Source organism: Bradyrhizobium sp. SBR1B (genome assembly GCF_014198205.1).
Lineage (GTDB): Bacteria > Pseudomonadota > Alphaproteobacteria > Rhizobiales > Xanthobacteraceae > Bradyrhizobium.
On record NZ_JACIHC010000021.1, the window covers coordinates 33993 to 46841 of the forward strand.

At 63.6% G+C, this 12849-nt stretch carries 12 protein-coding genes; 8 read left to right on the top strand and 4 right to left on the bottom strand.

Going from position 1 to position 12849, the window contains the following annotated elements; all coding sequences use genetic code 11:
- Positions 1–7: 7 nt before the first annotated feature.
- A complete protein-coding gene (locus tag GGD61_RS34205; RefSeq protein ID WP_092261891.1) occupies positions 8–1048 on the bottom strand; it encodes a LacI family DNA-binding transcriptional regulator in 1041 nt (346 codons plus the stop codon).
- Between the two features lie 168 nt (positions 1049–1216).
- On the opposite strand from GGD61_RS34205, the gene GGD61_RS34210 reads away from it, so the two are divergent.
- The 8 genes from GGD61_RS34210 (at position 1217) to GGD61_RS34245 (ending at position 9558) form a co-directional block, all read left to right on the top strand.
- Positions 1217–2518 (top strand): sugar ABC transporter substrate-binding protein, encoded by a 1302-nt coding sequence (locus GGD61_RS34210; protein WP_092261892.1) that lies wholly within the window; start codon positions 1217–1219, stop codon positions 2516–2518.
- A gap of 62 nt (positions 2519–2580) precedes the next feature.
- The gene (locus GGD61_RS34215) at positions 2581–3468 is read left to right on the top strand and encodes a carbohydrate ABC transporter permease (protein ID WP_092261893.1); all 888 of its coding nucleotides are present in this window, start codon (positions 2581–2583) and stop codon (positions 3466–3468) included.
- A gap of 4 nt (positions 3469–3472) precedes the next feature.
- A complete protein-coding gene (locus tag GGD61_RS34220; RefSeq protein ID WP_092261894.1) occupies positions 3473–4300 on the top strand; it encodes a carbohydrate ABC transporter permease in 828 nt (275 codons plus the stop codon).
- A 7-nt stretch (positions 4301–4307) separates the two neighbouring features.
- Positions 4308–5312, top strand: a complete 1005-nt coding sequence (locus GGD61_RS34225) for a zinc-binding dehydrogenase (protein WP_092261895.1) — start codon at positions 4308–4310, stop codon at positions 5310–5312.
- Positions 5313–5318: 6 nt separating this feature from the next.
- A complete protein-coding gene (locus GGD61_RS34230; protein ID WP_092261896.1) occupies positions 5319–6392 on the top strand; it encodes an ABC transporter ATP-binding protein in 1074 nt (357 codons plus the stop codon).
- Positions 6389–7348: a sugar kinase gene (locus GGD61_RS34235; protein WP_092261897.1), complete on the top strand. Its 960-nt coding sequence runs from the start codon at positions 6389–6391 to the stop codon at positions 7346–7348. The genes GGD61_RS34230 and GGD61_RS34235 overlap by 4 nt, the downstream gene beginning before the upstream one ends.
- Entirely contained in the window at positions 7345–8382 is a 1038-nt protein-coding gene (locus tag GGD61_RS34240) for a tagatose 1,6-diphosphate aldolase (protein ID WP_092261898.1), read from the top strand. The genes GGD61_RS34235 and GGD61_RS34240 overlap by 4 nt, the downstream gene beginning before the upstream one ends.
- A 48-nt stretch (positions 8383–8430) precedes the next feature.
- Positions 8431–9558, top strand: a complete 1128-nt coding sequence (locus GGD61_RS34245) for a mandelate racemase/muconate lactonizing enzyme family protein (RefSeq protein ID WP_092261899.1) — start codon at positions 8431–8433, stop codon at positions 9556–9558.
- 28 nt (positions 9559–9586) lie between these two features.
- Here GGD61_RS34245 and GGD61_RS34250 read toward each other — a convergent pair whose 3' ends face one another.
- The 3 genes from GGD61_RS34250 to GGD61_RS34260 are packed head-to-tail and all read right to left on the bottom strand — an operon-like array spanning position 9587 to position 12770.
- On the bottom strand, positions 9587–10459 hold the full coding sequence (locus GGD61_RS34250; protein ID WP_177237457.1) for an ABC transporter ATP-binding protein: 873 nt from the start codon (positions 10457–10459) through the stop codon (positions 9587–9589).
- Positions 10456–11352, bottom strand: coding sequence for an ABC transporter permease (locus GGD61_RS34255; protein WP_092261901.1), 897 nt, complete (start codon positions 11350–11352; stop codon positions 10456–10458). Before GGD61_RS34255 ends, GGD61_RS34250 begins: the two co-directional genes overlap by 4 nt.
- A complete protein-coding gene (locus tag GGD61_RS34260) occupies positions 11349–12770 on the bottom strand; it encodes an ABC transporter substrate-binding protein (RefSeq protein ID WP_177237458.1) in 1422 nt (473 codons plus the stop codon). Before GGD61_RS34260 ends, GGD61_RS34255 begins: the two co-directional genes overlap by 4 nt.
- Positions 12771–12849 lie beyond the last annotated feature (79 nt).

Here is a 12849-nt window from a genome sequence, read left to right on the forward strand (position 1 = left end):
GGGGATCTCACTTCGGGATTGCAGGAGGCGGAGCCGTCGATTCCCGGACCACCAGCGAGAAGTCGATCTCGCGATGCATGATGGTCTGCTCGCCGGCGAGGCTGCGCACCAGGTATTCTCCGGCCCGCTGCCAGGTCTCGTCGGTTGGGACCTGGATCGTCGTCAGGCTCGGTCGCAAATGGCGGCTCCAGTCGAGGTCGTCGAAGCCGACGACCGACAGATCACGCGGCACCGAAAAGCCGCTGCGCTCCGCTTCCAACAGGACGCCATAGGCAATGACGTCGTTGCCGCAGACCACGGCCGTCGGGCGATTCTTGAGGTTGAGGAGATGGCGGGCCGCCTCGCGCGCGTCGTCCAGGGTATAGGGCACCTCGACATGCCATTCCGGAGGCAGCTCCAGGCAGTTCTCCGCGAGCGCGCGGCGAAAGCCGGCGACGCGGGCGCCGGCGCGGTCGTTGTTGCGCTGAAGCGCGGAAACGATTCCGATCCGGCGATGGCCGAGCTCGATAACATGCTCGGCCGCCCGATGGGCGGCGGCCTCGTTGTTCGTGCCGACGCAAGGGTAGGGCCGGTCGGGCTGATAGATCCCGACATTGATGAAAGGCACCGCATTGTCCGCGAGTAGCTTGCGCAACCCCTCGTGATGGCAGTCGCCCCGCAGCACGAGGCCATCGACGCCGCGGCCGATCAGGTTGCGGGCCTGTTGCAGCTCGACGTCGAGATCGTATCCGCTCGTGGTGAGAAACAGCATGTAACCCACCGAGGAGAGGTATTTTTGCAGCGAGGCGATGCCGCGCGCGAACATCGTGTTGTCGATCGTCGGCACGATCGCGCCAAGCGTACGCGATCGCCGCGATGACAGAATGCGGGCCGGCGCATGCGGGATGTAACCGACGGCTTCGATTGCCTGCGCGATGCGCGCGCGCAGGGACGGGCTCACCGCATCGGGATTGTTGAGCGCACGCGAGACCGATGCCGTCGACACGCCGGCTCGTGCCGCGACGGCGCGGATGCCTTGCTTCGTCAATTTGGCGGACGGTGCGTTCATAATGTAACGTTACAATATCGTCTCACGAGCGAGGTAAGCAGAACAATTGCGATAATGCCGCACAAAGGATCGATTGTCTATCGCTTGACAGAGGTGCGTTGGCGCTTAGGATGTAACCGTTTTCAGAAAGTGCCGACAGCATAATGCGGCCAGCGGGAGGAGAGTTCGATGAAAGTCAGGATGCTCGCGACGCGCGTCGCGTTGCCCGTTCTTGCGATTGCCGCCGTCAGCGCGCAGGCGCGCGCAGCCGATTTCGACTGGATGAAGTTCAAGGGCAAGACCGTCACCTTTCTCGCCAACAACAATCCGGTTTCGCAGGCGCTGCTCACCTATAAGGCCGATTTCGAGAAGCTGACCGGCATGACCCTCAAGGTCGACGGCTATCAGGAACAGCAGATGCGCCAGCGTCTGGTCACCGTCATGAATGCGAACAGCGACGAGGTTGATGTGTTCATGACGCTGCCCTCGCGCGAAGGCGAGCAATTCGCCGCTGCCGGCTGGTACGGCGATCTCACCGCGATGGCCAAGAACGAGGTCGCCAAGGACTACGATCCGGCGGGGTTGAGCCAGGCCTTGCTGAAGGCCGCGACGTTCGGCGGCAAGCTGACCAGCATGCCAATGAACATCGAGGGCCCGATTTTCTATTACCGCACCGATATCTTCAAGAAGTGCGGCCTCGAGGCGCCGAAGACCATCAAGGACGTCGAGGCCGCCGCCGAGAAGATCAAGACCTGCGACAGCACGGTGACGCCGTTCGTCTCGCGTGGCCTCAAGCCTGCGATCGCCTACACCTTCAGCAACATGCTGCACAATATCGGCGGCACGTATATCGCGAGCGGCAAGTCGAGCCTGTGCTCGGCCAAGGGCAAGGAGGCGCTCGACACCTATAGCCGGTTGCTGCGCGACTTCGGACCGCCCGGCGTCGTCAATTATAGCTTCCAGCAGATTTCGGCGCTGTATCGCGGCGGCCGCGCGGCGATGGCGTTCGAATCCTCGAATGAATTGCGCACGGTGATGGAAGGCGGCGCGCGCCTGAAGGACACCGGCCTGTTGCCGTTCCCGGCGGGCGAGGCCGGCCAGGTGCCGACCACGATCGGCTGGGGCATGGCGGTGTCCTCGCACAGCAAGCAGCCCGATGCGGCCTGGTACTTCGTGCAGTGGGCGACGAGCCCCGAGGTGCAGAAGAAGATGGCCCTGCAGGGCATTGCCCCGCCGCGTCCGTCCGTCGCCAAGGACCCCGAATATCGCAAATGGATCGACGAGGAGCCGGTGCGCAAGGAATGGCAGGCCGCGCTCGATGTGCTCGCCACCAAGGGCTCGTCCGAAGTCGGCTATCCCATCGTCGCCAATCCGCAATCGCGCGAGTTCATTGGTCAGGCGGTGCAGGATTTGATCCTGAAGCAGAAGACCGTCGATCAGGCTTGTGCGGACGCCGACAAGGCGCTGGACGCGCTGATCGCGCTGAACTGACCGCCTGGTGCCGGCTGGTGTCCGCGCCGGCTGGCACCTAACTCGATCGAGGACAGGAATACATGTCTGATACGGCTGCGACACTCACGCAGGACCGGCAGAAGCTGGAAATGGCGGCGCTCTCGGCACCGGCCGTGATCTTCACGGTCGCGATGATCGCATTTCCGGTCGTCTATACGATCTGGCTCGGCTTCCAGACTTTCTCTTCGACCGGCAAGCAGTCCTTTGCCGGCCTTGCCAATTACACCAAGCTGATCTCCGACGTCGAGTTCTGGCATGGGTTGTGGATCACCATTGCATTGTTCGTGCTCTCGCTGGTGCTGCAGCTCGTCTTCGGCGTCTGGCTTGCGTTGGTGCTGTTTCATGCCAAGCGCCTTCCTGGGATCGTGCGCTCGCTGTTCATCTCGCCCTTCATGATGCCGCCGGTGGTCGCCGGCATGATGTGGCTCGTGATTCTCGATCCGTCGCTGGGCGCGGCCAATTACATCCTGCAATCGCTCGGCTTGCCGCCATCGGACTGGATGGCGTCGCCGACATGGGTCATTCCGACGGTCGCGCTGATCGATAGCTGGCAATGGACGCCGTACGTCACCTTGATCGTGCTCGGCGGCCTGCAATCTCTGCCGCCGAGCGTCTACGAGGCCGCGCAGATCGATGGCGCATCTGCGTTCAAGACCTTCCAGCGCATCACGCTGCCGCTGCTGCTGCCGACCATCGTCACTGCAGCCATCCTGCGCAGCGTCGATCTCCTGCGCTTCTTCGACATCATCTACATCACGACCCAGGGCGGCCCCGGCAACGCCTCGAATACGCTCAATATCTACGGCTTCCGGGTCGGCTTCGAGTTTTTCAACATCGGCTATGCCAGCGCGTTGATGCTGACGCTGACCGCGATCGTGTTCGGCGCCGTGCTCGCCTTCAACCGCCTGCGCGGCGCGGTAGCGTGGTGATCTCATGACCGACGCAGTCAACACCGACCGCTGGATACGCTGGCTCAACCTGGTGCAACTCGTGCTGGCCGGCGTGATCATCATGACGCCAACGGTCTGGATGGTGCTGTCCTCCTTCAAGCCGTCCTTCGAGGTGACGGCCTATCCGCCGACACTGATCTTCACGCCGACGCTGGACAATTATGTCGAGCTGACCAAGACGACGCCGTTCCTGAGCTACGCCCTCAACAGCCTGATCGTCACCGTCGGCTCGACCGCGCTTGGGCTCCTGTTCGGAATCCCTGCCGCGTTCGTCGTCTCCTGGACGCGTATTTCGTGGCCGGCGATCCTGACGCTCGCGGCGCGCATGGCACCGGGAACGCTATTCCTGCTGCCGTGGTACGTCATGTTCCGGCAGGTCGGCATGATCGGGTCGTACACGGCGCTGATCCTCAGCCACGCGGTGATCACACTCCCGATCGTGATCTGGGTTTTGCTGCCGTCGTTCGATGCCATTCCACGTAGCGTGTTCGAGGCGGCGCAGGTGGATGGATGCGGGGTCACCCGCATCCTCTGGCGCATCGCGCTGCCGCTGGTGGCGTCCGGCATCGCCGTCTCGGCCATACTCGCCTTCGTATTCTCGTGGAACTACTTCCTGTTTGCGCTGGTGCTCTCCAATGGCGACACCAAGACTCTGATCGCGGCCGCCTTCAATTTCATCGGCGAGGGCTCGACGCAATGGGGCGCCCTGATGGCCGCGGCGACGCTGATCGCATTGCCGCCGCTGGTGCTGGCGGCTCTGGTTCAGCGTTGGCTGGTGTCCGGGCTGACGCTCGGCGCGGTGAAAGGTTAGGTATCTGATGAACGAAATGCCTCGTCCGAACGCGATCATGCAGGCGGCGGTGTTCCATGGTCACGAACGCATCACCATCGAGCCGGTGCGGATGCCCGACGTCGGGGCAGGCGAGGTGCTGGTGCGGGTCTCGCGCACCGCGCTGTGCGGCTCCGACTTCAAGCTCTGGCACAAGGGCGCCGAGTTCACCGCCGGTCACGAGATTTTTGGCGTGGTCGAGCAGCCCGGCCACCGCCTGCATGGCCGCCGCTGCGCCGTCTATATCCCGCTGCACTGCGACCACTGTGCGGCCTGCAAGCGCGGCGACACCCAGATGTGCCTGGAGGTCTCGAGCCTGATCGGCTGGAACAGGCCGGGCGGCTACGCCGAATACGTGCCGGTGCCGGAGAATTGCCTGCTGCCGGTGCCCGACGATATCGAAGACAGCCTCGCGCCGCTCTTGCTCGACACCATCGGCACCTCCGGCCACGCCGTCCGGTTCGTCAGTCGTGTCGTGCCGCCGGACGAGGCAGGTGCGGTCCTCGTGATGGGAGCGGGGCCTGTCGGTCTCGGCGTCGTGCTGGCACTCCGCAGTCTCGGCTATGATGACATCCATGTGGCCGATCCGAACGCCGCACGCTTGAATATCGCCCGATCGTTCGGCGCGAAACCGCATCCGGTCGGCGACACATCGAAACGGTTCGCCCTCATCATGGAATGCTCCGGTGCGCATGCGGCACGCAATCTCGGCATCGAGCTCGTCCTGCCGCGCGGGGCGCTGGTGCTGGTCGGCGAGAACGCCGCGCCCTGGACCATCGAGGAAGGCAAGGTGTTCCGCCGCAAGGACTTCTACATGATCCGGACCTTCTACTTCCCGGTCTCGGATTTCGAGCCTAACGTCGAACTGCTGCGCAGGTACAAGGACGAATACCGCGTTCTCGTCGACGGCGAGTTCGGCCTGTCCGCTTTGCCCGAGAACTTCGCCCGCTTCGCCAAGGGCGAGTTGATCAAGCCTGTACTGGCGCTGGACTAAGCGATCATGGCCTCGATCTCGATCCGCAACCTTACCAAACGCTACGGCAATTTCACTGTGATCCCCGATCTCAATCTGGAGATCGCGGACCACGAATTCGTGGTTTTCGTCGGCCCGTCCGGTTGCGGCAAGTCGACCTTGCTCCGGATCATCGCAGGTCTCGAGCCCATTTCCTCCGGCGACCTCTACATCGGCGACACGCGCGTCAACGGCGTACAGGCGGCGCAGCGCGACATCGCGATGGTGTTCCAGGATTACGCGCTCTATCCGCACATGCGGGTTTACGACAACATGTCCTTTGCGCTGGAGCTGCGGGGAACGCCGAAGGCGGAGATCGACGCGCGGGTGAAGCGCGCGGCGGCGCTGCTGCACATCGAGCCGTATCTCGACCGCAAGCCGAAGGAGCTCTCCGGCGGCCAGCGCCAGCGCGTCGCCATGGGGCGTGCGATCGTGCGCAATCCAAAAGCCTTCCTGTTCGATGAGCCGCTCTCAAATCTCGACGCCAAGCTGCGCGGGCAGGTGCGCGCAGAGATCAAGGCGCTGTCGCAGGAACTCAAGACCACCATGGTCTTCGTGACGCATGACCAGATCGAGGCCATGACCATGGCCGACCGCATCGTGGTGCTTCAGAGCGGCACGATCCAGCAATACGACACGCCCGAGGCGGTCTACGAGCGGCCGGCCAACCAGTTCGTCGCCGGCTTCATCGGTTCGCCAGCCATGAATTTCTTCCCGGTCGAATGGCGACAGGAGCGTGCGATCCTTTCGCAAGGCGGAACGGTGGTGCCGTTGGGCGAGGAGACGGCAAACGGGCTGCGGCATGCCGGCAGGGCTGTGCTTGGCATTCGCCCCGAACATTTTGCCGTTGCCACCGATGCTGCCGACGGCATTACAGTGAATGTCAAGCTCGTTGAGCCGCTCGGCTCGGACACGCTGATCCATTTCGATCTCGCCGGCGCGGCATCCATCGCGCGGGTCGATCCGTCGCTACGACCGAAGGTCGGCGATCGCATCAATCTGCGACCGCAGCCCGGCAAGACGCATCTGTTCGATGCCGCAAATGGACAGGTCGTGCGGTGAGCGCATTGGTCAACATCGGCGATCTCTCGGCGCTGGCGGACGTCGCGTCCAAGGCGAGGCCCGTGCACGTGATCTGTCTCGGGTTGTCTGCGCTCGACCAGGTCTGGCGCGTCGACCGGCCGTTCTCGGGTGGAAGCGAGAAGATCAAGGCCGTCGAGTACGGCACGCTCGGCGGCGGCATGGCCGCCAATGCGAGCGTTGCGGTCGCAAAGCTCGGCGCATCCGTCGCGTTCTGGGGGCGGGCAGGGAATGATGCTGCCGGGCACGAGATGAAGTCGGCCTTCACCGCGGAAGGCGTCGACATCGAGAATTTCCGGCTGTTTGCGGACGGCCGCTCGTCCGTCTCCGGTGTCATCGTCGACAATTCCGGCGAACGGCAGATCGTCAATTTCCGCGGTCTCTATCCGGAAGCAGCCGACTGGCTGCCGCTGGAGACCGTTGCCCGCGCATCCTCGGTGCTGGCGGATCCGCGCTGGGTCGAGGGGGCCGCGACGTTGTTCCGCGAAGCCCGCGCGCGCGGGATCCCGACGGTGCTCGACGGCGACATGGCCGATGCCGAGGTGTTCGAGCGGCTGTTGCCCCTGACAGACCATGCAATCTTCTCCGAGCCCGCGCTCACGGCTTTTGGCGGCTCGGCAAAGGATGAAACCCTCGCCGCGCTCGCCCGCTTCGGGTGTCGCATCATCGCCGTCACGCGCGGTGAAGAGGGCGTGAGCTGGTACGAGAACGGCTGCCTGCACCGACAGGCGGCCTTCGCGGTCGATGTGGTCGACACCACCGGCGCCGGCGACGTCTTCCATGGCGCTTATGCCCTCGCGATCGGCGCCGGTCTCGACGTGCGCGACGCGATGGCGTTTTCGGCTGCGGCGGCCGCGATGAAATGCCGCCACGCAGGCGGACGCAACGGAATCCCCACCATCAACGAGTGTCTTGCATTCATGAGGACGAAGCCATGAGAACGATTGGAAAGAACCGCGGCCTGGCGCGTCTGGCCGACGCGGACGGTCATTTTCGCATGGTCGCGCTGGATCAGCGGCCGCCGCTGTTTGATGCTATTGCGAAAGCAAAGGGGATTACGCGGGACCAGGTCGAATATTCCGACGTGACGGCAGCAAAGCGTCTGCTCGTCGAGAACCTCGCGCCGCATTGCAGCTCGATGCTGTTCGATCCGAATTTCGCGGTGCCCGCGGCAATCGATCTTCTGCCGCCGCGTTGCGGTCTCATCATGACCCTTGAAGAGCACCGGGTGGATGAGACGTCGGGCGGACGCAAGTCGCGGGCGATCACCGATTGGAGCGTTGAGAAGATCCGCGCCATGGGCGGCGACGCTGTCAAGGTGCTGGCGTGGTACCGGCCGGACGCCGATGCTGCGGTCATTGAGCATCAGAAGCGGTTCGTTCGCGAGATCGGGCAGGATTGCGCCCGTCACGACATTCCCTACGTCCTGGAACTGCTGGTCTATCCGTTCCTCGGCAGTGCCAATCACACTGCCGACTACGTGGAGTCGCCCGGAAAACTTCCAGATCTGGTCATCGAGAGCGTGCGCGAGTTCGCCAAGCCGGAATATGGCGTCGACCTTCTGAAGCTGGAGAGCCCGCTGGCGGCCAACAGTCTGCCTGCCCGGGATGGCAGCGCCGAGGCGAAAGCCGCGCAGACGGAGTTCGATGCGATTGGCGACATCTGCCGCGCGCGCAGCATCCCCTGGGTGCTGCTCTCCGGCGGTGCTGCGCCCGAGAAATTCGAACGGGTGCTCGACTTTGCCTATGCCGCGGGCGCGGGCGGGTTTTTGGCGGGCCGCACGATCTGGCTCGATGCCGTCTTGAAGAATTTCCCGGACCGCGCGGCGGTTGCCGCCAGCCTGCGCAAGGACGGCCTTGGTGTGCTCGAACGGCTCAACGAGCTGACAAAGGCCAAGGGAACGCCGTGGAAGGCGCGCTTTCCCGTATTTACTGATATCAAGCGGGAAGGGGACTTCGCGCGCGCGTATTGAGCTGATGGCCGTTCCGCGTGGTCTGATCCCGATCGCAGGATCTGCAACATGACGTCTGACAGCTTCACAATCCGCTCGATCGAAGCGTTCTGCTATCGCTATCCGTTGGCAACGCCGGTGGTGACGTCGTTCGGCCGCATGCTCAACCGCCCCGCTGTCTTCATTCGTGCTGTCGATGAAGATGGCGTCGAGGGATGGGGCGAAGCCTGGTCGAATTTTCCCGCGCCGGGTGCGGAGCATCGCGCACGGCTCGTGAACGAGGTGCTCGCACCGGGTCTCGTCGGGCGCAAGTTCGACGGTCCGGCTCAAGCCTTCGAGAGCCTGAGTGGGGGCACCGAAGTGCTGGCGCTGCAATGCGGCGAACCCGGTCCGTTTGCGCAGGCGATCGCGGGCATCGATCTCGCGCTATGGGACCTCTCGGCGCGCCGTCGGCGTTTGCCGCTGTGGCGGCTGCTCGGTGGGCACGGCAGCACGATCAAGGTCTATGCCAGCGGCATCAATCCCGGCGGCGCCACGCAGACGGCCGAAACCGCACTCGAGCGAGGTCATCGCGCGTTGAAGCTGAAGGTCGGATTCGGCGCCGACATCGACCTCGCCAATCTCGCAGCCCTGCGCCAGATCGTCGGCGCGGGCATGCTCGCGGCGGACGCCAATCAGGGCTGGTCGGTCGAACAGGCGCTTCAGATGCTGGAGCGGCTCGGCGGGTTCGATCTGCGCTGGCTGGAAGAGCCCATCCGCGCCGATCGGCCACGCGAAGAATGGCAAAGACTGCGGGCAGGCGCGGACATGCCGATTGCGGCCGGCGAGAACATCTCGAGCGTCGAAGGCTTCAGGCAGGTGCTGACCGAGGACGTGCTCGGCGTGGTTCAGCCGGACATCGCGAAATGGGGCGGACTCACGGTCTGTGCCGGGCTGGCGCGTGACATTCTCGACGTGCGCAAGACGTTTTGCCCACACTATCTCGGCGGCGGCATTGGACTGCTTGCCTCGGCTCATCTGCTGGCCGGTATCGGAGGAGATGGCTGGCTGGAGGTCGACGCCAACGATAATCCGCTGCGCGATTTGTTTTGCGGCTCCCTGATCGACGTGCGTGAAGGCATGGTTCAGCTGAGTGACGACCCGGGGCTCGGAATAGTGCCGGATCTCTCAGCTATCGCGCGCTATCGCAGCATCTAGATCAGTGCGGGTTTGGGGTGTTCTTCGCCTAAAGTACCTCGGCCAAAGACTGGCCGTGCAGCTCGATGTTCAATCCCCGCATGCCGAGGTCGTTGATCTCGCCGCCCATCGCCTTCAGGCTCTCCTCGCGGATCAGGGACATCAGCCCGCGGCGCAGCGCCAAAAATTCCGAGGACATCATCATCGATTGCTGCCGCGGCCGTTCCAGCGGAATTGGGATCTCCGCCTTGATCGAGCCGGGGCGCGCGGTCATGCAGTAGACGCGGTCGGACAGGAAGATCGCCTCGTCGATGTCGTGGGTGACGAACAGCACCGAGATCTTCAGCCGCTGCCACATATTGGTGAGGATCTGCTGCATGATGACGCGGGTCTGGGCGTCGAGCGCACCGAAGGGCTCGTCCAGCAGCAGCACTTTCGGCCCCGTCGCGAGCGCGCGGACGATGCCGACGCGCTGCTTCATGCCGCCTGAGAGCTTTTCCGGATAGTGCTTCTCGAAGGCTTCCAGGCCCGCCAGCCCGAGCAGCGTCCGGGCGGCGCGCTCGCGCTGCGAGCGCGGCATGCCGCGCATCTTCAGCCCGAACTCGACGTTCTCCCGCACCGTCTTCCAGGGAAACAGCGAATATTGCTGGAACACCATGCCGCGCTCGGCGCTGGGACCGCTCACACGCTCGCCGTCGACGGTGACGATCCCTGTGGTGGGTTTAAGGAAGCCCGCGACCGCGTTGAGCAGCGTCGACTTTCCGCAGCCGGAGGGCCCCACGATCGAGACGAATTCGCCTGGCTTCACATGGATCTGTGTATCGGTGACGGCCTGGACCGGTCCCTCGATACTGTCATAGCTGAGGGAGAAGCTTCTGACTTCGATATGGCCCTGCGGTGCCTTGGCGGGGATCTCGCTCATTTCGCTCTCCACGGCATCACCAATTGTCCGGCGCCCCGGATCAGCAGGCTCGATCCCAGGCCGAGAACGCCGATTGCGATCATGCCGAGCGCGATGTCGGCGTACTGGACCAGCGAGTAGGCCTCCCAAGTGAAATAGCCGATGCCGTATTGGCCGGAGATCATCTCGGCCGCGATCAGCGATACCCAGGCCACGCCCATGCCGACCGTAAGACCGGTGAAGATGTGCGGCAGCGATGCCGGAAAGTACACCTCGCGGAAGATCGAGCGCTCCCTCGCGCCGAGGCACTGCGCAGCGCGCACTAGCACGGGATCGACCAGCGTCATGCCGTGAAGTGTGTTCACCAGGATCGGGAAGAACGAGCCGAGGAAGGTGATGTAGACGATGCTCTGCTCGTTGGTCGGCCACAGCATGATCGCCATCGGCACCCACGCGATTGCCGGGATCGGTCGCAGCACTTCGGCGACCGGGAAGATGACCTCATGGACGAGCTTGAAGCGACCCATCACCAGACCGAGCGGCACCCCGATGATGGCTGCGAGGGAGAAGCCGACGAGGATGCGCCGGCAGCTCAAGACGATGTGCATCAGGAATTTGGGATCGTGGATCGCCTTGATGAAGCTGGCATAGACCGCGAGCGGCGAGGGCACGTTGGTGAAGCGCACGAAGAACACGACGCGATAGGTCGTGAGCAGGTGCCAGACCAGGAGGAACGCCAGCAGCGAGGTGATGCCGATCGCGATCGCGCGCAGGCCGCTGCGGTTCAGTCGATACCAGCGCAGCGCGAGCGTTCCGAAGGAGGGCGGGGTGGCGACGGGCTCCGGACCCGTCTCCGCAATGGCTGTTGCCGGCATGCTGTCCTCGGGATGTCTGAGGATGGCGGGACTGCTCACGTCTTGCCTCCGCCGACTGCCGCCTTCACCGCGTCGTCGAAGCCCAGCACCCTGCCGCCGAACTTGGCGGCATAGGCTTCTGCGTCCTTCTTCAGCAGGAACGGCGCGACGTCGCCATCGCCGACCGCGAAGAAGGCCTGGTCGGCGAATAGCTTGATGCCGCGCGTGGTGTCGAAGACGTAGGCGACGTTGATCTTCTTGCCCTTGGCCTTGAAGTCGGCATAGGCCCCCAAGGTGCACGCCGCTGACGCAAACGGCATGATGCCGGCATCATCCACCCAGACCTCGCCGGCCTTGCGCGGATCGGTGATCGGCTTCTTGCAGAAGGCGTCCGCGCCAGCGATCTCGTAATTCTTGGTGCTCGCGAGCTGAGCGTCGTAATCGAGCTTCATCTCGGCATAGGCTTTGCGGATATAGCCATCGTCGACCCATTTCTTCGGATCGAATTCCTTCATCCGGCCGAGGTTTTGCAGAACCTTGACGTCGGCGGTGGCGGCGTCGATCAATGCCGGCTTGACCGTGGGATCGGTGGTCATGTTGCCGCTGGGTCCCAGGAAGATGTACACGACTTCCTTGCTGATGCCGGTCCATTCCTGGATTTTTTCCGCGGCGATCTTGGGATCGTCGCGCAGCCACTGATTGGCGGCAATGACCGCCTTCAGATAGGCGGTGACGACCTCCGGATATTTCTCGGCGAAATCGGTGCGGACCACGATGCCGTGGAAGGTCGGGACATTGGTCTCGACGCCGTCAAAGATCTTCCGCGCGAAGCCGCGGAACGGCAGCAACTCGGCGAAGGGAACGAAGTCGGCATGGGCGTCGATCTTCTTTTCCTGGAGATTGGTCGAGCCGACCTCCGGGCTCTGGCTGACGAGCTGGAAGAAGTCGGACGTGTAGCCACGGTCCTGCATCGCCTTCAGCACCATGCCATGGGCGGCGGAGCCGAACGGCACACTGACGAGCTTGCCCTTGAGATCGGCGAGATCATAGTAGGGCGAGTCCTTGTGAACGACGATGCCGTTGCCGGAGCCGGACAGGCTGTAGGCGGCGATACCGATCAGCCGACTCTTGCTTTCCGGGTTACTTTCGAAGGTGAAGCCGTTCACGATCAGCGGATAGTCGCCCATCATGCCGATCTGCAGCTTGTTCGCCATCATCGCGTTGGTGACGGGCGGGCCGGAGGTGAAGTTCTGCCACTCCAGCTCGAACTTGATGTTGCTGTATTTGCCGTCTTTCGGCAGATATTTCTCGAGCAGGTGCAATTGGCGGATGACGACACCGGCGGTCACCGTGTTGGTTGTCGTATCCTGCGTTCCAATGCCGAGCGTGACGGTTTCCGCCGAGGCCGGCTGCGCGACCAGAAGGGCCAGCGACGTCGCCGACGTCGCGATCGAGAGCGTGGGAAGACGGCGGACCATTCTCATCCTCATTCGGTTGGATGTGCTGTGGTTGCCATGATTGGGTGAGGGCCCGGACAGGGCAAATCCGGAATGAGCG